The sequence below is a fragment of the Shewanella gaetbuli genome, assembly GCF_023284065.1.
GTDB lineage: Bacteria > Pseudomonadota > Gammaproteobacteria > Enterobacterales > Shewanellaceae > Shewanella > Shewanella gaetbuli.
Genome location: NZ_JAKIKP010000008.1, coordinates 90556 through 113711, shown reverse-complemented (window position 1 = coordinate 113711; position 23156 = coordinate 90556). Strand labels below are relative to the sequence as shown.

Here is a 23156-nt window from a genome sequence, read left to right as displayed (position 1 = left end):
TTAAACACTATCAATGGCAGTCTGAAAAACTGCCATTTTTTATGCTGTTTTTCCGAAAATCAAACATCATAAGCCCTAATCCTATAGGATAAATAATGCTAAACTATGGCGATAAATCATCTTATGGAATCATCATGTTAGGTACATTATCAAAATTAAAAACTAGCTTGAACTCACAGAATCAGGTTGAGTATCAATTACCAGTAGGCGATCAACTAGTGCCATTAAATCCACTTATAGGTCAATCTTTCACCCTAACCCATACTGGTAATATATTTTGTTGTAGCTGCGGTAAAAAAACTAAAAAAAGCTATTCTCAAGGTCACTGTTATCTGTGTATGCAAAAACTGGCCAGTTGCGACATGTGTATCATGAAGCCTGAAACCTGCCATTTTGATCAAGGCACTTGTCGTGAGCCAGAGTGGGCTCAGTCACATTGTTTTGTCCCACACTATGTATATTTATCTAATACTTCGGGTATCAAAGTTGGTATTACTCGTCACAACCAAATCCCTACACGCTGGATTGACCAAGGTGCAACCCAAGGTTTACCCATATTTAAAGTATCTACCCGTAAACTTTCAGGCTTAATCGAAATTGAGCTGGCTAAATTGGTGAATGATAAAACCCATTGGCAAGCCATGTTAAAGGGCCACAATCAAGATGTTGATTTAATTGAACAGGCTAATATGCTGATCCCTCAAATCGAACAAAAGCTGCAAGCTTTGGCTGATGAATATGGTGATATTGCAATCGAGCGTCTTGACGAAAACATTCAAGCCATTACCTACCCGATTGAGATGTTCCCCACAAAAGTTAAATCACATAATTTTGATAAGGTGGCGGAAGTATCTGGTGTGCTGCAAGGTATTAAAGGTCAATACCTTATTTTTGATACTGGGGTCATCAATATTCGTAAGTTTGGATCTTATGAAGTTGAAGTGAAGTTGTAAGTTCATTTGCAGCGCTAGGTTTGTATGATGGAAATAACCTAGCGCTTTGCAAGTTTACTGTTAATGCACATCCGGAATGTTACTGAGCATCATGTTGGCTAGCTCATCAAATTTTACTTCACGATTAACAACCGTTTTATGAGGGTCAGTAAAACCCTGCGCCAATACTCGCCAAAATGGCTGGTTAATTCTGGGATTAAAAAACGCAATTAATACAGAACCTTTTTCATATTCATCTGAAACATCTTGGGTGGATAACCCGGGCACTAAACCGGCTTTAGCCAGTATTTCCATATCACTCATTTCAGACTCCAGTGCCATGCCAAAGCCAACTGTCATTTGCGGGTTTTGATTATTGGCCACCAATACATATCCTTTTGAGGCCATTAACTTATCAACTGATTGACGTAAATGGCGCTTTAATTCTTCTTCATCCATTTTATTGGCGGTGTGTATGCTAAACATGGTTTCATGCCACGCATAAGTTTGGGTTGCTAAAGAAACATCACCGCTGGTTACCATTGTCATACGATGTTCGGCAACCGAATGATGGTCTGTAGCACAACCGCTAAGCATCATAATGCTGGCAGCCATAAAAAAACACAGTATCGATTTAAGCATTTATGAATATCCCATTTGAATTAGCATTGGCGTTGTTATTGCCCACTATTGATGCAACATGACTAAAGTGTTTTGATATCAAAAATCTCACTCACCTGCATAAATTACGCTGTTAAGCTCACAATAACAACATAGACAAACTGTTAACCCTGTACTATTAGAATTAAAAAACGTTAATAAGCCATTCTTTAATTTATGCCTTGATTTAATATTAGATTGTCATCAGATAAATGGTTACTATACTCGCCTCAAAATGACCAATATATTAGGCACGTTGCTACACCATGGAATTGATATTTGCTATCGCCTTATTTGCTTTCTCATCTGGAATAACACCTGGCCCTAACAATATTATGTTAATGACCTCTGGGGTTAATTTTGGTATCAAACGCAGTTTACCGCATTTACTGGGGATCACCTTAGGGTTTCCAGCAATGATATTAGCGGTTGGTTTAGGGCTTGCCGCGGTGTTTCAAAGCTACCCTATTTTACATACTGTCCTTAAATATATTGGAATTACTTACTTGTTATATCTTTCTTGGCTGATTGCCAATAGCAGTAGCAAAATGGAAGGTAAAAATGTCAGCAAACCCTTTAGCTTTATTCAAGCGGCTGCATTTCAATGGGTTAACCCTAAAGGTTGGATTATGGCAGTGGGTGCAACCGCAACCTTTACTACGGTAAATCAAGCGCTTGCTCCGCAAATTATCACTATTGCCAGCGTGTTTTTATGTGTTGCCTTTCCTTGTGCTATTGTTTGGCTGGGCTTTGGAGTTGGCTTAAAAAAACTCCTTAAAAACCAGCGTCAACAACGCATATTCAATGTGTCTATGGCATTATTATTAGTCGCATCTATCATTCCCATGGTACTGCCAAGTCATTAACCTTACCCGAGGCACAATTATGTCTGATCAACATCCCTGCATTGAAGAATCTGAAAACTGGGTTAAACAGGTCATAATGAAATATAACATTTGCCCGTTTGCTCGGCGCGAAGTAGAACGTAATAGCATTCGCTATACCCACACCGAAACAACTAAATTCAAACAAGTATTAAAAGCGTTTGTTGCTGAATGCCAGTACCTTGATGATAATCAACACGTTGAAACGACTTTGTTTATCTTACCTAGAGGTTTTGAAGACTTTTATACTTACCTAGACTTTGTCGATGCTGCTAACGACAAATTAGTAGAATTAGACTACGAAGGGGTTTATCAATTAGCCAGCTTTCACCCTGATTACTGCTTTGAAGGTGAAGACCAAGATAGTGCGGCAAACTATACCAACCGCTCGCCCTATCCGACCATTCATATTATTAGAGAAGCCAGTATGGAAGCAGCTTTAGCGCATTACGATGAGCCAGAAACAATTCCCGAGCGCAATATTGCCTTTGCAGAAAGAAAAGGCTGTGCTTTTTTTACCGCCTTACTAAAACAATGTCAAAGTCCTTCTAATAAGAGTCCTTCTGATAAAAGTACTTCTGATAAAAGTACTTCATAATAAATTTTCTATGAATAAAAGGCCTGCAAATAAATCGGAATATTAGCTGTGCCAGTGATTGATATGAGCCTGTTAAAAAGCTTCATTTACATTAAAGTAAAACCCAGTATCACCGTCGCCAAAGGCTAAGTCTAACCTTAGATTAACTTTTGGCTTTACTTCAAACCGATAGCCAACACCGGTATTGGGTAAAAGGTTTGATGTAAGCAATTCACTAAATTGATCTGATATCACCCCTGCACCGGCCCAAAAAACCATACCATGACGCCAAGGTAAATTCAGTCGATATTCCACTTGTGCTAATAGCATTTGCTTATCTCGGTACCGCCCTGTGGTATAACCTCGTAATAATTCGCCGCCACCCACTTTCGATAATTGATCCCACGGCACATCACCATGGGTAAATCGTCCTCTTATTTGCCAAGCTAATACATCGTCAGAGTGTACAGAGTAATAAGTGCTATATAGCGCATCAAATACCTCAAAATCAGTTTTACCGCCTAAGTCTTCACGATAAACACCCACGTCTAACTGGGCTATTTTACCTTGTTGAGGATTTAATACATTGTCGCGCGAGTCATAGCTGACATGGAAATTGAAGCCCGCACTTGTTGAAGACTCAAACAAGTCATCTACAGGTATAAGAGATTCTAAAATATCAATATCTTCAGCTTCGCTGTATCTAAAATCAAATCCACCACCCACGAACACATGTTCAGATACGCGAGCTAAATACATAGGATTAACTTCAATCGAGCGGCTATTTAGTTTCACCTTATTATCATCATTATGATTATTGTCATATCCAACGCCATAATAAACATCAGGTACGTTATACACGCCAGCATCAATGTATAATCTTTGAGTATCTTGTTTTATAAATGTTTTATTATGAATCCCGACACCTAAAGCGCCATTAACAGAAGCTAAGCCATTAATCACTAGAGATGATAACTGACTAACATCATCTTCAGGATCAATTTGATACAGACCAATAGCAGAAACTCCAACTCCTAAATTCATTTCAGGGTTATAAAAAGGGCCAGGTAAAATACTAAAGTCGATAAGTTTGTCGGCATCAAACTCACCGTCTGCGCCTAATTTATTTAAAAAGTTTTCAAACCAGCTATTTTCAGCCGCTAATTCAGGGGCATCTTCGGTGACGGCCGCAAGTAACTCATCCTGTGCGAAAACATGACTAGTGGTGAAGCTGAGCAAAATGATAAATACGCTTTTAAGAAGGTTTTTTCGCAAAATGGACAGACTAGGCAAAGGTAAAGTCATCTTATTATCATCCTAATAATTTTAAGGCTCATTTAATTTGAGCGCTGTGAGCTTGAAACTTATTCTTTCACCGATAAGTTAGCCAAAGGTAATTGAGGATATTGTTGCAAATGAGCTTCAAGCTCAATCACATCCTGTTGTTGATCATATTCAGCAATTTCTACAAATTGAGTATGATCAAAACCTTGTTGCCACAAACCTGTTGGAATATGCTCAAAAGAAGCTTTAAATTTATCATCAACATGCAAATATAACTTCGCCACATCATCTAACACTACTCCGTGCACCTCTTGAGCAATTGACAGCCTGTGAGGCGCAACAGGGTTCTGATAAACCTCTGCTAATAATGGCCAACTAGGACTTCTTTTAGCCAGCGTTTGCGGCACTAAAAAAGGTTGCTGAATATGACCAAGTTGATAATGGCGTTTGAGCAGCATAAATTTATTTGGCAACGGGTTATTTGAGTCCCACCATAAACCATCTACACCATCAAATAATGCATTAGTTTGATCAACCGACAAAGGTTGAAGCCATGCCAAAGTGGCTGCCAACCATGAAGTCATATGATAATTAAATTGTTGACGAGACATGACTAAGTTATCGGTAATTAGCGCCTGTGCAATTTTTGCACCCAACATATTTGAATAGAGGTCTTCTATTGAATAGGCAGATACAGCTTCGCTCCACAAGGCAAAACTACGATAGCCATGCCATTGCGCTATTTCATGGGCTTCAGCCATGGCAAAACCCATTCTAGCAGCAATAGCTGCAGCCACTTCCCAACGTTGCTCAGGGGTTAAACCAGAAACGTCAAACGCTTCTATTTCAATGCTTCTATCCCCGATTTCATAAGGTAATTTTATCGAAGTTTGTTTACCTAAATTAGGATATACCTGATAAAAAATAGCCACAGTATTATCAGCAGTATCTCTAATATGAGCTAAATCAATAAAGCCACCTTTTAATGTATAAAGCACACCATTGTTTTCAGTACTTTTTCCTTCATCAGGTGATATCTTTTGATAACTAAAACCACCTGCATCAAAGGCATGAGCACCTATTGATTCCAAATCGACGGTGTTTGCATGACGATAAAAAGGAATCGGCATCTCACCTACTTGCACACGCTGTGCATTACCAAAAGCACAACAAGGCCTTACACTTTCTGGCAAACCTAAGGCCGCTTGTTGTGGCAATAAAATATCACGTAGTAATGCTGGGTCAGGCGTGTCATCCAAAGCGGTTTTAACTGCGGCTTCGGAGGGGATTGCTCTAACTTGCCAATCGTTAGAGCTACAAGCGGTTAAAGTCACAAAGATGACTCCCGCGCCAAATAAACTTTTCCTTGTTAATATATTTTTCATTAAAAAAACTCTTTTATCGATTGGCTAATTTGCTCAGGAAAATCATTACTTAAGCCATGTGCACCACCAGGAATAACTTTAATTTCAGCATTTAAATATTGCGAAAATTCAACACCTTTTGCTAAAGGAAAGACAATGTCTTTATCTCCCCAAATAAGTAAAGATGGGGGTAAGTTAGGCTTAATGTCTTGTGGATGTAAACTGTCGCGGTAGGCAGGCAACGTGGTAATTAACGATGCTTTTTGTTGCTGAAAACTGGCAAAGTAGGTTTGGTAAACTTGCTCATCAATAAAACCGGGATACCATGGGTAATCAACAAATGTATGCTCAAGTAACAACCTTACTCCTTCTTTGTCTCTGGGGACAAATACGGATTCAGGTTTAGTTTTACCAAAACGTTGGGTCATTTGATGCATATCTTCGTCGGTAAATACTAAGCCTGGGCTGGCTAACATAATGGCTTTATTTACTTTGGGCTCTTGAATCATCAAGTCAAAAGTGACAAAACCACCAAATGAAATACCGACAAGGTTTACAGTGGATAAATTAAGATGATTTATCAACGCGCTAATAGCTGTAGACTGACTGCTAATGTTGGCTGGCATGCCACTATAAGATTCACCAAACCATAATAAATCTGGCACAATTACATAATAGTCGTCACTAATGTTCTGCATTATTTCATACCAGCTTGTTAAACCAGTACCACCAAATCCATGCAGTAATATCACACAGGGTTTGCTTTTATCGCCACCTTGCCAATAATGCAGACTACCACCTTGTGCTAAGGTTAAATCATGCAATTCAAAACCATTACTAATCAGCTGTTTTTGTTGATGGTTATCAACCATGCCCACAACTGAGCAACCACTGTTTAACAACAGCATCGCCAATAAGAAGATCCTAACTAACATTAAAATCTATATCCTAACCCAGCCATAAAGCTGGTACGGGTGCCTATGCCGCCTTCAAGCAACAAATCAAACCCTTTGCCCAAGTTAACTTGCCCGCCAATTAACCCATTCCATTTTTTAGCTAAATGTTGCTCAACAGAAAACTTAGCCCCATCAATGGGGACACCAATATTGACTAAGTAACCACCAAAATTTTGCTCTACATTTTGGTACATTGCCCCAATCCATATCTGAGTGTCATGGCCAGAAATTTTAGTTCGATATCCTATTCTTGGCGAAACAACAATGGAGCTTATTTCACCTTCAATAATATCAAGGTTGGTATTAGTGTAATTGGCATCTAATAAGGCGAACCAATTACCAAAACCTCCAGCAATGGTGCCACCACCGCCATAAGTTGTTCCTTTAAAGTTCAATTCAAAATCAAAAGGGTCAGATGTTACCGGAGGAAGAGGTGCTGGCAGTATGTCGGCCTCTATTTGAACGGTGGCAATGCTACTACCTCTAGTTTGTCCAATCACAGCATAAAAGTTTAAAAAAGGTAATAACCACATGTCAGCTCTAAGCGTCAGTGTTTCAGACTCTTGTATGGCTTCGCTGCCCTTTATTGATACTTTATCATCAACAAAGTCACCTAAACCAGAAAAACCAACACTATCAACAACTAAAGGTTGATTCATAGACATGTAATTTACACTAACGCCAAACGGTTTCGGTAATTCATAGCCTCTATCTATGGCCTCTTGAGCCCAAATAGGAAACGTACCTTGATACTGCGGGGTTATTTCAATTTGCTCATTAGCAACAGTCGAAAAACTTAAATTACAACCTATTAATAAAAACCAGAAAGTTAACACTTTTAGCATTGAGGTGGGATGTCCTATTTAAAGGTGTTTCGAAAACGATAACAAAAAATTATTTTGTAAGTATAACAATTAATTTTAGTTGAAAACTGTCTATATGATGAATGAAAACGACAAATTAGCTAGAAAATAATAGTTAACCAGCTTAAATGAACAGGAGTAGTGGCAATAAAAGACGAAAATGGCAAACAAGTTCATACTAGTAATTTATGCAGTAATAAAAGTATTTCTATAAAACAATAAAAAGAAAGCACCGCAATGCGGTGCTTTCTAACATAAATATGAGTGACACTTTTATCAGTTATTTCACATCACATGTTACCAATAATTCTTCTCGCATATACGTACAATAGGAGCGTAATATACAAGCAAACAACATAAACTTTCTGAAACTAGGGATAAAGTATGCTAAAAACTGTTGATGAACTATAGCTACCAGCAGGAGGCGTGCCGGTTCCATAATTAATTAACCTTGGTATAAAAAACTTATTTTTACTAATAGCGCCGTAGTTCTGCGCTGCCGTCAAGTAAAATATCTCTTGGCCAAATCGTACAGGCCACAATTGGCGATATTCATCCTCATACATCAATTCAATCCCTAAACCGTTTATAATGTTACCAGATGAATCTACCGTATTGAGGTAGGTACCTCTACCGCCTTCTGACCCATAATCGAAACGCATTTTGACAGCCTCTCCTTGGTATGGACAACTTAATCGAATATCTACAGAGGTTGAATTGAAAGGTCCTCTCGCTCCATTTCCAGATAACGTTGTATTGGATACCTGATCCATAGGGACATTAATATTTCGAGTATCTACCGTACAAGCTTGATCACGGTAAATTCTGGTGCCACCGTTAATACCAAAAATGAATGGCGGAGCTAGATAATTTGATTCATTATAAAATTGAAAAACCCCTAACTGGCCAGCATCAACTCGGGGCAAAATCGCGTCACCCCGAATTTTATTGTATTTCAATAATTTAATTCTTATATCAAATTGAAAAGTACGATCTCCAGTATACCCGCCATAGCTGTTCCATAAACCTTGCCAAGGGAAATCATACCAATTTCCTATAGGCCCAGTTCCAGTAACTCCACGTGCTTGAGCTAAAAAACCAATTCCATCAAGAGTCGTTGGATATATATCAGAACCATTATATTTACCAATCGGCACCCGAGACAGAAATATTTCTCTCGCATTAAAAGCTTCGCCATTATACTGACAGTCATAAACTGTCTGTTGGCCTACTTCTATCCAGTTTGTTAATTCTATAATATTACCCGTATTATCAGTTACCTTAATTTCACTAGGTAACTGAACATGAGTGTTATTATATGTTGCGGTACAAGTTGCCAGCGCCGCAGTACTTTCTAACGGCCAAATCCCAATTAACAACACGACAACTAAAGTCAATATTTTTACTAACTGAAACATTTTCACAACCTCATGATGATAAGTTAACTAAATCACTGTTATCAGCGATATTGTAAAGCCCAATTAAAGGACCCAATACTACTGTTCTAATTTCGTAAGTTCGCTTACTCACATTGATAATCTTTTCTATTCAGTTTAGTTACATCATCTATCACATAATCAAGCTGACAAACGAGCTCATTACCATTAAAGACTTCCAAAGTTCCCTGAGGTTTCACGCCTAAAAGATATATATTTCCGCCAGTACCAAATTGACTAGACAACAGTTTGCCATTGACACGAACAGAACTCCCAAGCGGAATAGGTTGACCATTTTTGGTTATATGGAAAATAGCTTCATAGCCTTTACTGACGTCAAAGCTCACAAATACACCAGCGCCTTTTACTGGCACAACATTTTGAGAAGTCGAATCAGCTTGGACCCCTTGAGACTCTGACACATCAATCGAGATGTTATTCTTTTTATAGGGTTGTACAAAGTGAGCAATAGCTAACCCTGAACCATTAGTTGAAGATTGTGAGTTAACAGCAACACCTTCTACATCAGGTACCTGAATAATGGCGAAAGTATCAGTTATGGGTTTTGATAAAATTAAACCTTCACTAAAACCAACAATTGAACCTTGCGCGCCATATGATAACGTCTCGTTTGTAGGAGATTTACTATAACCGGCTGTCAACAAGCCATAATCAGTGTTATAGCCTAAACTAGCTCGATAACGATTTTCCTTAGCAGCATTTCGACTGACAGAAGCATTATAATTTAATGATGCGTCCTTGAAAGTGCCACTAACTCCTGCAGATGCAGTGTCAAAATCACTATTGCGTACACCCGCTTCAGCTCGCACATTATGATAACTACGATTTTTATAGTCATCACTACTACTGAAAGGTACGTTCACACTTAAGGTGATAAAATCATCTTTTTCATTGTTTAAATAAGTACGCTTACCGCCGGTAAGATACAGATTAACGTTATCCCATATTGTGCTAGAAAGCATTGCCTGATAAGTATTTTGTTTCTCTCCACTCCAATAACTTGTTTCAGAGGCTGATAAAGTGAGTGAAGAGCGATCAAACAATGGTTGATAAATATCAATATTACCTCGGTTTTTAATATTTAATCGTTTAGCTTCTACTGTTGTACGATTCAAATTATCTGCATTAACTGAGTTATCTATATGTTCATTAAAAGTCAAAAAATCATTCGACTCATGTAATAAACTTCGTACGTTAATACGTGTACCGATTGAAGGAAACTGCTTGGTATAAGAGAATTGTGTCGAATAACCACCGTAGCTACCTAGTTCTTTATAATACTCAATATAAGTTGAACCAAACGCCCCTAAGTTCAAACCTGCACCGACATCGGCAACCCAATAGCCTTTTGCTGCGAGAGAACCAATATCAATGGTTAACGCATTATTTAAACCGTATTTAAAACTGCCACTAAAAAAACCACCTTCTTGATGATTAACGCCTTTAGCTTGCCCGAATGTCATTTGGTAATCAGACTGCCCTTTTCGTAACATGGCAAAAGAAGAACTAAAATTTGATGATGCCGTTTTCACTTGGCCATCTTCTTCAGTAATAATCATCACTAAATCTGAGGAGCTGCCTGTAGGATAAATATCAGTTATTTCAAACGCACCTGGAGCAACCGTTGTTTTATATATCAGCATATCATTCTGATACACTTCAACAGTAGCATTAGTATCAGCCACGCCAGTGAGGTTGGGAGCGTAACCGCGTAAACTTTGAGGCCTAAACTCGGCATCACTGAAAAGCGTTACACCATTATATAGAAAAGATGATGTGGCATAACTGGTAGACATCCGCCCAACACGGAAATTGCTTTGTATGGCAGGAATGGGACGGTTAGCATACAAAAGGTTATTAATATAAGTTAAATCTTCACCTTCTGATTTGGTAGCAACACCCACAGATCTGATCTGCCACTTATTAATGTTCACACCACCCGTTAAGGAAACCCCTAAAAAGTCTGATGAATTGTCATCAAAACTGCCATTAGCAAAATAGGTCAGATAAGCTAAATTTTCACCATAATCAAGTGAATTCTTATCGTAATAGCCATGGGGACGATACACTTGATTAATGTTAGGAATACTAACATTAACGATCATGTTATTGACGTTTATTCCAATGTCTGAATCAGCGATATATGACTGAATATCTAACACTGTTTCAGATGCAACATCTGAAATAAATTTCTTATTAATATCAACATCTAAATCAAATAAAGCCACAAGCTCAGAAGAGATTATGACTTTACTTTTGCCTTTCGCATTTACAATTTCAATTGGAAAGTTTTCTTCAACAGTTTTTCCATTTACAACGACACTAAAAGGATAAACACCATCTGGAATAACAAACCCTAATGAAATAGACTCACCGAACCCATAAGCACTGGAGTTAAGCAACTCTTTAGTATAGAAAAACTCATCATCATCGTCGTCATCATCGTCATCGTCCGCAAACGAATAAGTTGAAACTAGTAATGCTTGTGTACAAACTAAAAAGAGTACTAATGAAAAATATTTACCTTCTTTAAACACAAGGAACCCCCTCCATTTAATTACAACTAATGGATATGAAAGTAATAATATGATAGTAAATTAACGACTAAATAATTAAATGTGGTAGTTAAAGTTGTTACTCACCACCATTAAAATTAATGGTGGTGAAAGTAAACACAACACACAAGGGCGTTAAATTAGTTAATTAACCGGCATTACTATTGTTTTAACTGAACCATAATCATTAATTACCTCAATAGATACTTCTTGATTATAATTATCAGCTGGAACAGATATCGACTCACCAGGTAAAATGATTGATTTATCATGGTAATCAATATTGTTATAAATGATTTTACGAAAGTTCAAGCTCACTAAGTTATTATTAGTTAATAGTAACGACTGGTTTTCACCCTGATACTTCACGTCAATACCATCTAAACTTAACTCAGACTTTTGCTCAACACCTTCTGGTCGTAAAAATAATTTTATTTGCTGTCTGGTAGAAATTAATAGCGCGTTTTTATCACTATCTTTTTTACGTTTAGGAATGTTTTTAACACTTAAGTAATACACATTCTCTCGACCCGACAAACTGTGTTTATCACCAATATATTGCACTTTAATTTGCGCTGATGAATTAGCTTTCACAACAAAGACCTCAGGAACAATAATAAATTCTTCCCAAATTACAGAGTCCCCTTTGAGATCTTCAATCCAACTTTGTACCAGAAAATCCTTGTCGCTGGTGTTGCTCAAGCTCAAAACACTGTTATCCTTTTTATTTAAATCCACAACCATCCGCGTTGAAGACAAAGAGAAACCGCCTTCTTCTTTGGCGTGAATCGCTAATGACACTATACTTGTTGCTAAGCACAATAAAAAAATAAAGTATTTCAAACTCGAGCTCCTTATATCACTAAATCAAATATATTCTAGAAACAAACTAGTAAGATTATGATTTATTGATAAATTACTGAGAAATCAGCAGTTGAATCGGCAGTACCAGCAGTTACAGGTACAGCTGTTGCTTCATATTCAGCAATGAAGTTAAGTGTTACATCTGTAGCACCATTTAAAGGTGTATATTCAGAGTCACTACCAATAACAACATCACTACCTGATGCAGCATTAGTAATACGAACACCAACACCAGTGGCTGTACCTGTAGTCGCTAATAATGCAGGAGTCGCGGCATCAGGGTTACCAACAAAACGTGCACCAGCAGCTGTCACAGAAGCAGGACAAGCAGATAGTTCAATGCTGAATGTTTTACCACCCACACGATCACCTACAGCCGCAAGTGCAGCACTACCAACAGTACCTAAGTCTACTGTTAATGCAGTAGAAGTAGCTGACACAGTACAAGTTTGGTCAGTGATAATACCGTTAAAAGTTACAGTACCATCAGCTGCAGATGCTGAAGCTGAAAATAATGATGAAAGTAAAACTGCTGCAGTAGAAACAGTTGCGAAAGTTTTGTTATTTAAAGCTTGCTTAATCATATGTATATCTCCCAAAGGATAATCTTTAGTAACTTCAATAATTTTTGCGTTGATTATGGCCGTATTTTTGTGCTTCCGGTTAACAGAAGTCATAAAAATAAAACTCACTATCAGATATCAGCTACTTATTAATAAATTAAAAACTTAAAATTTAAAACTACACTTTATTAACAACTAATTACTTAAAGCTGTTAGAGCCCTGGTTTTCAACCAAGTTGCCAAATCAATACGTAATTATAAGTTAGTTGTATAGTTATTTATGTTGCATAACGACTCTTTCAATATTTTTAAAGTAATCGTTTTGCGAGTCAAATAATGAACATCAGCCAGTGATTAATGAAGTGATAAAATATAATTTTTATTAAAGACCATTTAATTATTGTTATTAGCCTTAATTAACTTTTAATAACCCCTGTAAGTATTTGATTTTAATAACCATAAGTGCGCCCCGGAATTTTAAAACACAAAAGCAGCTTTCAAAATAACTTTCTAAAAAATTTGAAATAACATTGAAAAATACATGAAAAAGAATCAAATGTTCGAAAATTAAGTATTTTTTAACTGGCCAACATATCTATTTCTCTCTTTTAAAGAGCATTATAATGCTCAAAGCAGTCAATTTATAAGTTCTTTTTTGGTTGTCTGTCACTTATAGCGTCCCTACCGGTTAAAAATTTACAAGTAAAGTGAATGAAAACTGGATCTTTACTCACTTTACGTCCGTTTAAATATACCAAGTCTTTTTCAGGACAGCGTTATTGAAGATAAATCGATATAAAAGCTTAATTATTACTATGGTTAACTAGACTAAAGTGCTAATTAGTTATCAAGTGCAAAGAGAATAACTTTAACTTCATTAAAGCAAAACACTTTTAACTAATATCACTCTTTGACTGCACAAATTGAATACACGAGCGGCAAAGGCTTATTATGATAAAGCAGCTGGAATCTATTGGGGTTTGTCTTATTCCTCTTTAACCCCTTAAAACAATTATAGGGACTAAAATCATATTCATTCACTGATGTAATAATTAGACCAGCTTTAATTAATGCGTTAATGGCATCACTCAAGGTGTGTGGCCATGTCACTACCGTTTGCAAATCACCTGAGCAGTTTTCGGTATAAGTTCCTTCTTTTTCAATATCAGGCTGTATTGAATGAAAGTAGCTATAGCCTTGTATCACATCTGCAAAGGGATGAAATTCAGCAATATAGAACTGCCCTCCTGATACTAAGCTATTCGCAATCGTGTTAGCCCATGCAGATAAATCTGGTAACCAACACAACACGCCAAATGAAGTGAATACCACATCAAATTGAGATTGGACTGTTTGTCCAAACGCCAAAATATCCTGACAAACGAAATCAGCTTCAATCGCTAACTCTTTAGATAGCTCATTAGCTTTTTCTATTGCAGCATCTGACAAATCGACCCCAGTTACTATTGCCCCCATTCTCGCCAAAGACAATGTATCTAACCCAAAGTGACACTGTAAATGTAATAAGCGTTTGTTTTGTAATGGAGGAAGTTCCCCAAGTTCAATTTCAGTTAACGATGATTGACCAGAAACAAACCCAGCAACATCATAAAACTTAGAGTGAATATGAATTTGAGTTCGTTGATTCCAAGCGGCTTTATTGAGCTCTAAATAATCCATTGGGGTTCCATTTTAATATCACTTTGCATAAAAAAGCCGAGCTATGCTCGGCCAAGTTGTTAGTATAATTTAGTTCGAAAGGGTAAATTTACTTACAATACTAGACATTTTATGAGCGTCAGTTAGAAGTTTTTCATTCAATGCTGAAATTTGCTGCGCGACACTTTGAGTATTTTGATAAATCTCACTAATTTGCAGAGCATTGCGGTTAACCTCTTCAGCAACTGCAGATTGTTCATGGGTTGAAGTGGCAATTTGCTCATTCATGCTGTCAATCACGCTAACATGACTCACAATGTTATCTAGCTCTTCACCTGCATGAACAGCCTCTTCAACACTTTGCTGTGCTTGTAACTGTCCTCTTTCCATTGCTTTTACGGCACTGGCTGCACCCGCTTTCAGCTTATCTGTCATTAGTTTAATATCTTCTGTCGATTGTTGAGAACGTTGCGCAAGTGTTCTCACTTCATCAGCAACTACAGCAAAACCTCTCCCTTGCTCACCAGCTCTTGCTGCTTCAATCGCCGCATTTAATGCTAATAAATTGGTTTGCTCAGCAATAGAACTAATGACATCTAATAACGCGACAATATCACGAACATCTTTGTCTAAGGTATTAATCGACACAGCAGCTGCGCCAATCTCACTTGCCAATGACTTAATTGCAATACTCGTTTTACTCACATCACTATTGCCTGTTTTAGCTTCTGCATTAGCTTGAGCAGAAGCTTCAGATGCTTGAATAGCATTAGCAGCAATTTGCGTCACTGTTGCACTCATTTGTGTCATAGCGGAAGCTACTTGCTCTGCTTCTGCGCTACCTCTATCAACATCTGACTGCATTGATTGGGTAAAGCCATCCATTGACTCTACTGCTTGAACAAGTGTTGAAATATTACCTCTAACTTGAGAAACAATCGTTTCAAATTCATCCATCATAGTATTAAACGATTTAGCCAACTGCCCAAGCTCATCTGACGTCTGTAATTCAATCCGCGTCGTTAAGTCAAAATTTGATCCTGCATGAGTGATTGACCGTTCCACATTTCTTAAACTGGTGTTTAAGTATTTTAAAATCGACCATGTAATGTAAGCGACTAATGCTAAAGCCAGTAACAATATCCCTAAAGCCGTATATTTATGAGTGGTCGCTTGAGTTAGCTTATCTTGCACATTCTTTTTCAAGCTTGTCGACAATTGCTGCTCAAGATTGGTTAAAACCCCAATTCTATCAGTGGACATTTTAAACCATTGCTCAGGGTTTTGGGCCGCAATAGCGCCAACATCTTGCGCAAAAGCAATCGAACGTAATTGTTCGACCTTAGCAAAAGCATCTGAACGCTGAGCCTGCTCGTAAAGACTCACTTCCTCAGATTGCGCTAATGCTAAAAAGCGCTCTGTATAGCTATTTTGCTCGGCAACTAACGTGACAAACTTTTTATACGCTCCAGCTTTAAAGCCTTGTTGACCAAAAGTAGAACTTAACACAGCCCTTTCAATACCCGCTCTTTCTTTCGCTTGTAAGAATGCTCCGAAAGAAGCTAATGCTAAAGCCACTTCACTATTAGATGTTTCACTAGCGGCATCATCAACCATAGAAAGTAATAAAGTATTGATTTGGGTGTAGTATTTAACTTCATCAGCAACAGTTATCGCTAAATTATCAACTGAAGATCGTATGTTTTCCAATTGCCTGAAACTTTGGTTCACTTGATTTAAGGTAGAGGCGAAAGCTTGCGGTAATTGGTTATCTTCAACAACCTTTTGAAATACCTTGAGCTTAATGTCAGTTTGAAGGCGTTGTTGTGGTAAAGCAGATTTAAATGCTTGGCCTTGGGAACCTATAAATCCCGCACTCATACCACGCTCTTTTTGTAACTCATGTACAAACGCGCCATTGGTAATAGCCAAGTCCGTTAGCGATATAATAAGTGAAAGCTGCTGTTGAATCTGATATTTATTATGAACAAACATTCCACCATATACTATTGAAGTTAATAGAGGGGGAATCGCTAACAATGCCAACTTTTTTGAAATTTTTAAGTTACCAATCCATTGCCAAATCATATCATTCCTTAATTTATCGCTTTTGCCTGGGAGCGGGAAAGGCCTGTTATTGTTGCCTTAATCGCAATTTACGTTGTTTAATATATTAGTCGGCAAATGTGGCAATTTCCTGAGGAAAAAATCATTTTTTCTTCATTTATACTATCTAACGGTCAACACTATTCAAAATTGTGAACTGTCTGACAAAATGAGCTAATTAAATGAGGCCATTCGTCTAAGTCGGCCATATTATTCGCAACATGTAATTTGGCTTGAGGTAATGCCTTCGCCAGTGTTTTTGCCACACTTAGCGGATGTGCCTCATCATCATCCCAAGCTAATATCAAACATGGAACATTAATACTGTTTAGTTTTTCCCTATCTGGTAAATCATTTTCAGACGCTGCTAGAAAGAGTTGCTCTAAGGTTTGACGCTTCATATTTTTTAAGCCATCTAACATCCCCAGTACACTGTGCATGTGAGCCTGTAACAGCCAACTAGGGAGCATTCGGTCAATGTGTTTAGCATTTATTTTCGCCAATCCTTTACCGCCCAACAGCTTTGCGGCTTTTGCAACTTTGCGATAATAATCTTGTTTAGATGCACGTAATTGCCACGCTACAGGAGGGTTCATAATCACTAACCCTTTTATTGATTCGGGGTAAGCTAAAGCAGCATACAAACTACTGGCAGCCCCCATAGACTGACCGCCTAAGACCACTTTATCTTCGTTAAAACAATGCTGCTGTAAATGATGAAGTTCTTCAGCCAAGTTTGGCCATAAATAATCCAACTTACTAGGCGATGCGGTGGTAAGTCCGTGCCCTTTAGCGTCAAAACGTAGTAGTGACATGGATTTAGGAAAGCGATGCCAGGCAAAAATGCCTAACGCATCTTCGCTTTGCATACAGGCTAATAAGCCATGAGACCAAATCATTGCAGGGCCATTACCTGTCTGCGAATAATTTATATTATTAATATCAAATGGCTGCGACATCCTTCACCCCTTTTCAAACTGGGTTATCCTTTAACAATTTCAACTAAACGCTGCACAAAAAGGGCGACTGCTTGCTCGTCATCAAAACTAAATGCTAATCCATAATGTGACTCTGACAAGCCTTTATATTGGCGTTTGGGAAATCGGGTCATTTGTGCATTATGGTGATAATCATATTTAGCATGCACACCATTAATAGTAGCTAATTCGCTGGAAAAAACCTCAAATGCAGGCCTAATTATTAATAGCGGTGCTTTGGTTTCATTGTGTAAATAAATCGGCTCTTTCAACTCAGGCAACATGTACTCGCGAACATTGTTAATATTAAAATTACTGCGGCAATGAAGTTGATTTAATGCTTTGGTGAATTGCTCATTGGTTATGCTCATATTTTTCTCTTTATAATCAGATGTGATTTGAGTTTACAGCCCTAAAACTAAAAAGCCCCGAACTTTCGTTCAGGGCTTTGTTGTTCAATCTTCTTGGTTTAAGAAAGCTTGGTTGAAGACTACTTGGTTGAATAGATTACCCTTCAATACCTTTACTTGCCAAGAACTCGTCGTAAGTGCCTTTAAAGTCATTAACACCGTTAGCGGTAATTTCAATAATACGTGTCGCCAACGAAGAGACAAACGCACGATCATGAGAAACAAACATTAGCGTACCTTCATAAAGTTCTAATGCATTGTTTAGTGACTCAATAGATTCCATATCCATGTGGTTAGTTGGTTCATCAAGTAGCAAAATGTTTGGCTTTTGCATAATTAATTTACCAAAGTACATACGGCCTTTTTCACCACCAGACAGAACTTTAACAGACTTTTTAATATCGTCTGAACCAAATAGCATCCGGCCTAAAATACCACGAACGGCTTGGTCGTCATCATTTTCTTTACGCCATTGGCTCATCCACTCAAATAATGTCATGTCATTAGCAAAGTCAGCTTCATGATCCTGTGCGTAATAACCAATATTAGAGTTTTCAGACCACTGAATTGTACCTTCATCCTGAGGGATATCATGTACTAAGGTACGTAACAGCGTGGTTTTACCAATACCGTTTTCACCTAAAATAGCAATGCGTTCACCGACTTCAACCATTAAATCTAACTTGCTAAATAATGGGTGGTCATAGCCTTTGGCTAAGTTTTCAACCACTAAAGCATTACGGAACAATTTCTTTTCTTGTTCAAAGCGGATAAATGGATTCACGCGACTTGACGCTTTAATTTCATCAAGCTTAATTTTATCAATTTGCTTAGCACGTGATGTTGCTTGCTTCGCTTTAGAGGCGTTGGCAGAGAAACGCGCTACGAAGGTTTGAAGTTCAGCAATTTGAGCTTTCTTCTTCGCATTATCAGACTGTAAACGTTCACGAGCTTGCTGAGCAGCCATCATATACTCGTCATAGTTACCCGGATAAACGCGAAGTTCACCGTAGTCTAAGTCGGCCATGTGAGTACAAACTGAGTTTAAGAAGTATCTATCATGCGAAATGATAATCATGGTGCTATTACGTTGGTTCAACATATCTTGTAACCAACGAATGGTGTCGATGTCCAAGTTGTTGGTTGGTTCGTCAAGTAATAGTAAATCTGGATCAGAAAACAATGCTTGCGCCAACAAGACACGTAATTTAAAACCTGGGGCAATTTCGCTCATTAAGCCAAAGTGCTGCTCTGTACCAATGCCAACACCCAGCAATAAATCACCAGCTCGAGATTCTGCGGTATAACCGTCCATCTCGGCAAATTCCATTTCTAATTCAGCAACTTTAATGCCGTCTTCTTCACTCATTTCAGGTAAAGAATAAATTCTATCGCGCTCTTTCTTTACTTCCCATAATTCACGGTGCCCCATAATAACGGTGTCAACCACTGAGAACTCTTCATAAGCAAATTGATCCTGATTCAATTTACCCATGCGCTCGTTGACATCTAAAGAAACGTTACCGCTTGATGGCTCAAGATCACCGGCAAGAATTTTCATAAAGGTTGATTTACCACAACCATTTGCGCCAATTAAACCGTAGCGATTTCCGCCACCAAATTTAACAGAGATGTTTTCAAACAGCGGCTTAGCGCCAAACTGCATTGTAATGTTAGCTGTTGTAATCAAAATGAAATTCCAAATCGGGTTGTGTACAGTTGTCGTAATCTAAAAGACTAGCTTTGCATAGTTATGACAGCATATTGACTATCACAACAAAAAGGACAAAAACTAAGCAAAAATCAAGCGCGATAGTTTAGTTTTTTTCGGCCTAGTTAGCAACTAAACCCGTTAATAAACTCGTTTCAAGCGGCTAAACTCAGTACAACGGCACAAAAATGTGCCGTAGGCTGATTATATCGAGCTTATGATAACTGCTTAATGATGTAATCTAATCCACCCGTTATTGCAGCAACTTGTGCATCATTACATTCTTGGGTGGTGACCAGAGGCGAATCAGGATAAACCTCTGTGGTCGTATTAAATTGATTATTGGTCATGCCTGCACACAAGCCCAATTTTTTTGTTGGGTAATTAATCACACCAAACTGTGCAATATCAACACCGATTAATTGACCATCGTCATCTGGTGCAATATGGGTAACCTTTGCTACTGAATCAATAATCGCTTTTTGAAATTCAGGAGTCGGATTGTCACTGTCGCCAACCAAGTAAAAACCATCAGGAATAACACCTTTTTCATAGTCTTTACCATCACGGGCACTTAAAGCTGGTCTAAATTCTAACTCGTCTGTATCTGTGGTTTCGTGCAAGTCGATATGAACAAATATGTCACCTAATGTTGCTACAAATGCCATTGCAGCAGCAGACTCGTTAGCTGGGCTGTTGGCATAAAAAGAACGGTTAGGATCTACTGCATAAGGGTTCCAACGATTAATTGTTTCGTATCCCCAAGGGCTTATACAAGGTAATACGGCAATATTAAACTGCTCACTATAAGTTTTGGCTTTGGTTGCTAAAAATTGAATAGCGCCATGAACACCGCTGGTTTCATATCCATGCACCCCACCAGTAATTAATACGGTTTTCTTTTCTGGATGCCAATTTTTAGTTTTAAAGGCAAATAGTGGATACTTTTCAACATCATAATCTAAAGCACCATATTGAATTTGTTCAAACTCTGCTGCTAATGGCAATAATTTACTCACCACTTCATCTTGGTAACTGCGTTTAATGGTTACCTGGGCTAACCATGCTTGTTTTTCTTGATCGCCCCAAGGTTTACCAGGAGTGCCTATTGGAAAATGTGTCATTATTTTTAACCTTTTAACGCTAGTTTTTAATAAGTTGTTGTTTATTAATTGTTTTGAAAATATTTGCTTATATTAGGCTATTTAGGTTTAAACAGTATCACTATAGCAATACCTGCCAGTATGATGCTGCCACTCATCAATAAATGAAGGGTTATTTGTTCTTGCATAAATATCAGTCCGCCCACTGCTGCTAACAAGGGAACAGACAACTGCACACTTGCCGCTTGCGTGGCCTGTAAGCCAGTCAATGCTGCATACCATATGGCATAACCTAAGCCTGAAGCAAAAATACCTGACATTGCCGCTAGCCAAATACCTTGTTGGCTAATGCGCAGCTCAATAAATTCTGCCTGTTGATAAATTAACGGGTATAGGTACAAAATAACCATTACCACCAGCATCCCCACTACTGCACGACCAAAGTGAATAAAATTAGTCGTCAACACACTGCTTGAATTTAATGGCTGCGCAGCACGGTGTTTGCCTAATACCGAATACATGCCCCATGCAACTCCGCTTAGTGACATAAGTATAAAACCAGAAAATGTCGGCTCAGTTAAACTTGGCCAAATAAGATAAGCTAAGCCCATAAATGCCAAAAAAATACCACTCATTTCAATCAAGGTAGGCTTATGCCCTTGCAAGATTGCACACATAATCATGGTGACTTGCACCGCGCCAAATAGTATTAATGCGCCTGTCCCTGTATCAAGAAACAGATAACCCACTGAAAAAAACCACGCATACATTAATAACATCAATGCGGATAAATATTGATACACACGACTAACAAAAGATGGCTTAACTGAAGACGATTGATTGTGTGGTTCTGCTAACTGAGTGGCTAAAGTTGGTTGAGGGCGATAAAAAATCCAATGCAAAATGCCTAAAGTTATTGCGCCGGTAAGTAACCTAATAAAGGTAAAACTGTTAGCGTCAATGGCACTATTAAGCCCGCCGGATAATGCCATTCGACATAAAACAGAGTTAGCCGCAAAAGCAACTAACGCTATACTGGTTAACAGTAAGGTTTTATAAGGCTGTATAACCGACACAAAAGCTTGGTTGTTCACGATGTTACTTCTGAGCTTTCTTGAAACTAAATTTTTGTATAAACCAGTTGATGGTGGCAATTTGTTGTTTTTGTGACAGGCCAAAATAAATACATATCCAAGGTGATATTAAAAAGAACCAAGGTAATGCTGCGGTAGAGCGACCGCTAAAGAACAAATACAAAAAACCACCATACATGACCAAAACGCCCATGATACCCACCGCTAACATGAGTTTTTTGACCCACAGTTCAAGTTTTGAAGTATTCAAAATTTGTCCTTTATAATAATTATGTTGAACTTTTGGTTAATTTTTTTAACAAAAAACCGAGCAGAGCTCGGCTTTTTTATACATGATAACATTGTTATTTTAATAAACGAATAACCGTTTATAAACGAATACCGCCATCAATTTCAAAAACACGACCATTTACATAATCATTTTCAATAATAAAGCGAACCGTTGATGCAATCTCTTGAGCTTCACCTAAACGTCCTACTGGTACCATTTTTTCAAGGCGTTCTAATGCTTCAGGTTTCATAGCAGCAGTCATTTCTGTTGCTATAACTCCCGGAGCAACTGCTGCTGCGCGAATATTATAGCGCGCTAACTCTTTAGCCCAACCGACAGCCATTGCCGCCACACCAGCTTTAGAGGCAGAGTAGTTTGATTGCCCCATATTGCCCGCTTTAGCCAAGCTAGAAATATTAATAATCACCCCTGGCTGATTTGTTTCAATCATAACTGCTGCGGCTTCACGACCACATAAAAATGTACCCGTTAAGTTAACGTTAATCACCGACTGAAATTGCTCGTATGACATACGATCAGTGACCTTACCTTCTTTAGCTTTAACCATTAAGCCATCACGCAAAATACCTGCGTTATTAACTAATACATTAATATGACCAAAGTCTTCACGTATGAAATTAAAGCCCGCTACCACATCTTCTTCATCGGTAATATCTAAGGCATAGCCTTGAACTTCTGTTGATGCGCCTAAGTCAGCACAAGCTTGCTCTAGTTTTGTTTGGTCAACGTCAATTAATGCTAATTTTGCACCTTGGGCAGCAAAATCATGAGCCATTGCCAAACCTAAACCACCTGCACCACCAGTGATAACAACTACTTTGTCTTTTAATTCCATGAATGGATCC

General features: G+C 38.1%; 21 protein-coding genes. 3 read left to right on the top strand and 18 right to left on the bottom strand.

Going from position 1 to position 23156, the window contains the following annotated elements:
- Window positions 1-134: 134 nt before the first annotated feature.
- Window positions 135-953, top strand: a complete 819-nt coding sequence (locus L2672_RS11820) for a DUF2797 domain-containing protein (RefSeq protein WP_248996114.1) — start codon at window positions 135-137, stop codon at window positions 951-953.
- Between the two features lie 60 nt (window positions 954-1013).
- On the opposite strand, the gene L2672_RS11815 is transcribed toward L2672_RS11820, so the two are convergent.
- Window positions 1014-1574 (bottom strand): DUF4136 domain-containing protein, encoded by a 561-nt coding sequence (locus L2672_RS11815; RefSeq protein WP_248996056.1) that lies wholly within the window; start codon window positions 1572-1574, stop codon window positions 1014-1016.
- Window positions 1575-1858: 284 nt separating this feature from the next.
- On the opposite strand from L2672_RS11815, the gene L2672_RS11810 reads away from it, so the two are divergent.
- The gene (locus tag L2672_RS11810) at window positions 1859-2458 is read left to right on the top strand and encodes a LysE family translocator (RefSeq protein ID WP_248996055.1); all 600 of its coding nucleotides are present in this window, start codon (window positions 1859-1861) and stop codon (window positions 2456-2458) included.
- Window positions 2459-2477: 19 nt separating this feature from the next.
- The gene (locus tag L2672_RS11805) at window positions 2478-3074 is read left to right on the top strand and encodes a DUF1415 domain-containing protein (protein WP_248996054.1); all 597 of its coding nucleotides are present in this window, start codon (window positions 2478-2480) and stop codon (window positions 3072-3074) included.
- A gap of 72 nt (window positions 3075-3146) precedes the next feature.
- Here the strand turns inward: L2672_RS11805 and L2672_RS11800 are convergent, their stop codons facing one another.
- From L2672_RS11800 to L2672_RS11720, 17 genes are all read right to left on the bottom strand, one after another.
- Complete coding sequence (locus tag L2672_RS11800; RefSeq protein WP_248996053.1) at window positions 3147-4358, bottom strand: BamA/TamA family outer membrane protein; 1212 nt, start codon at window positions 4356-4358, stop codon at window positions 3147-3149.
- A gap of 59 nt (window positions 4359-4417) precedes the next feature.
- Window positions 4418-5722 carry a DUF4056 domain-containing protein gene (locus L2672_RS11795; protein WP_248996052.1) on the bottom strand — a complete coding sequence of 435 codons (1305 nt, stop codon included), beginning with the start codon at window positions 5720-5722 and terminating at the stop codon, window positions 4418-4420.
- On the bottom strand, window positions 5722-6636 hold the full coding sequence (locus L2672_RS11790; RefSeq protein ID WP_248996051.1) for an alpha/beta fold hydrolase: 915 nt from the start codon (window positions 6634-6636) through the stop codon (window positions 5722-5724). The genes L2672_RS11795 and L2672_RS11790 overlap by 1 nt, the downstream gene beginning before the upstream one ends.
- Entirely contained in the window at window positions 6636-7502 is an 867-nt protein-coding gene (locus L2672_RS11785) for a virulence protein (protein ID WP_248996050.1), read from the bottom strand. Before L2672_RS11785 ends, L2672_RS11790 begins: the two co-directional genes overlap by 1 nt.
- A gap of 389 nt (window positions 7503-7891) precedes the next feature.
- Window positions 7892-8938 (bottom strand): fimbrial protein, encoded by a 1047-nt coding sequence (locus tag L2672_RS11780; protein WP_248996049.1) that lies wholly within the window; start codon window positions 8936-8938, stop codon window positions 7892-7894.
- A 104-nt stretch (window positions 8939-9042) separates the two neighbouring features.
- On the bottom strand, window positions 9043-11514 hold the full coding sequence (locus L2672_RS11775) for a fimbria/pilus outer membrane usher protein (RefSeq protein ID WP_248996048.1): 2472 nt from the start codon (window positions 11512-11514) through the stop codon (window positions 9043-9045).
- 162 nt (window positions 11515-11676) lie between these two features.
- Entirely contained in the window at window positions 11677-12375 is a 699-nt protein-coding gene (locus L2672_RS11770; protein WP_248996047.1) for a fimbrial biogenesis chaperone, read from the bottom strand.
- 62 nt (window positions 12376-12437) lie between these two features.
- The gene (locus L2672_RS11765) at window positions 12438-12980 is read right to left on the bottom strand and encodes a fimbrial protein (protein WP_248996046.1); all 543 of its coding nucleotides are present in this window, start codon (window positions 12978-12980) and stop codon (window positions 12438-12440) included.
- 882 nt (window positions 12981-13862) lie between these two features.
- Entirely contained in the window at window positions 13863-14639 is a 777-nt protein-coding gene (locus tag L2672_RS11760) for a class I SAM-dependent methyltransferase (RefSeq protein ID WP_248996045.1), read from the bottom strand.
- A 69-nt stretch (window positions 14640-14708) separates the two neighbouring features.
- Entirely contained in the window at window positions 14709-16706 is a 1998-nt protein-coding gene (locus L2672_RS11755; RefSeq protein WP_248996044.1) for a methyl-accepting chemotaxis protein, read from the bottom strand.
- Between the two features lie 158 nt (window positions 16707-16864).
- Window positions 16865-17683 (bottom strand): alpha/beta fold hydrolase, encoded by an 819-nt coding sequence (locus L2672_RS11750; RefSeq protein ID WP_248996043.1) that lies wholly within the window; start codon window positions 17681-17683, stop codon window positions 16865-16867.
- Between the two features lie 23 nt (window positions 17684-17706).
- On the bottom strand, window positions 17707-18072 hold the full coding sequence (locus L2672_RS11745) for a hypothetical protein (protein WP_248996042.1): 366 nt from the start codon (window positions 18070-18072) through the stop codon (window positions 17707-17709).
- Window positions 18073-18208: 136 nt separating this feature from the next.
- Window positions 18209-19801: an ABC-F family ATPase gene (locus L2672_RS11740; protein WP_248996041.1), complete on the bottom strand. Its 1593-nt coding sequence runs from the start codon at window positions 19799-19801 to the stop codon at window positions 18209-18211.
- Between the two features lie 236 nt (window positions 19802-20037).
- Window positions 20038-20946: a M14 family metallopeptidase gene (locus L2672_RS11735; protein WP_248996040.1), complete on the bottom strand. Its 909-nt coding sequence runs from the start codon at window positions 20944-20946 to the stop codon at window positions 20038-20040.
- Window positions 20947-21023: 77 nt separating this feature from the next.
- Window positions 21024-22019 (bottom strand): DMT family transporter, encoded by a 996-nt coding sequence (locus L2672_RS11730; protein WP_248996039.1) that lies wholly within the window; start codon window positions 22017-22019, stop codon window positions 21024-21026.
- A 4-nt stretch (window positions 22020-22023) separates the two neighbouring features.
- The gene (locus tag L2672_RS11725; protein ID WP_248996113.1) at window positions 22024-22230 is read right to left on the bottom strand and encodes a hypothetical protein; all 207 of its coding nucleotides are present in this window, start codon (window positions 22228-22230) and stop codon (window positions 22024-22026) included.
- A gap of 157 nt (window positions 22231-22387) precedes the next feature.
- Window positions 22388-23146 (bottom strand): SDR family oxidoreductase, encoded by a 759-nt coding sequence (locus L2672_RS11720; protein WP_248996038.1) that lies wholly within the window; start codon window positions 23144-23146, stop codon window positions 22388-22390.
- Window positions 23147-23156: the final 10 nt, after the last annotated feature.

Bases quoted from the DNA above. Each gene is read 5' to 3' on its own strand.
- L2672_RS11820 (WP_248996114.1), top strand. From the start codon at position 135: ATGTTAGGTACATTATCAAAATTAAAAACTAGCTTGAACTCACAGAAT.
- L2672_RS11815 (WP_248996056.1), bottom strand. From the start codon at position 1,574: ATGCTTAAATCGATACTGTGTTTTTTTATGGCTGCCAGCATTATGATG.
- L2672_RS11810 (WP_248996055.1), top strand. From the start codon at position 1,859: ATGGAATTGATATTTGCTATCGCCTTATTTGCTTTCTCATCTGGAATA.
- L2672_RS11805 (WP_248996054.1), top strand. From the start codon at position 2,478: ATGTCTGATCAACATCCCTGCATTGAAGAATCTGAAAACTGGGTTAAA.
- L2672_RS11800 (WP_248996053.1), bottom strand. From the start codon at position 4,358: ATGACTTTACCTTTGCCTAGTCTGTCCATTTTGCGAAAAAACCTTCTT.
- L2672_RS11795 (WP_248996052.1), bottom strand. From the start codon at position 5,722: ATGAAAAATATATTAACAAGGAAAAGTTTATTTGGCGCGGGAGTCATC.
- L2672_RS11790 (WP_248996051.1), bottom strand. From the start codon at position 6,636: ATGTTAGTTAGGATCTTCTTATTGGCGATGCTGTTGTTAAACAGTGGT.
- L2672_RS11785 (WP_248996050.1), bottom strand. From the start codon at position 7,502: ATGCTAAAAGTGTTAACTTTCTGGTTTTTATTAATAGGTTGTAATTTA.
- L2672_RS11780 (WP_248996049.1), bottom strand. From the start codon at position 8,938: ATGTTTCAGTTAGTAAAAATATTGACTTTAGTTGTCGTGTTGTTAATT.
- L2672_RS11765 (WP_248996046.1), bottom strand. From the start codon at position 12,980: ATGATTAAGCAAGCTTTAAATAACAAAACTTTCGCAACTGTTTCTACT.
- L2672_RS11760 (WP_248996045.1), bottom strand. From the start codon at position 14,639: ATGGATTATTTAGAGCTCAATAAAGCCGCTTGGAATCAACGAACTCAA.
- L2672_RS11755 (WP_248996044.1), bottom strand. From the start codon at position 16,706: ATGATTTGGCAATGGATTGGTAACTTAAAAATTTCAAAAAAGTTGGCA.
- L2672_RS11750 (WP_248996043.1), bottom strand. From the start codon at position 17,683: ATGTCGCAGCCATTTGATATTAATAATATAAATTATTCGCAGACAGGT.
- L2672_RS11745 (WP_248996042.1), bottom strand. From the start codon at position 18,072: ATGAGCATAACCAATGAGCAATTCACCAAAGCATTAAATCAACTTCAT.
- L2672_RS11735 (WP_248996040.1), bottom strand. From the start codon at position 20,946: ATGACACATTTTCCAATAGGCACTCCTGGTAAACCTTGGGGCGATCAA.
- L2672_RS11725 (WP_248996113.1), bottom strand. From the start codon at position 22,230: ATGTTAGCGGTGGGTATCATGGGCGTTTTGGTCATGTATGGTGGTTTT.
- L2672_RS11720 (WP_248996038.1), bottom strand. From the start codon at position 23,146: ATGGAATTAAAAGACAAAGTAGTTGTTATCACTGGTGGTGCAGGTGGT.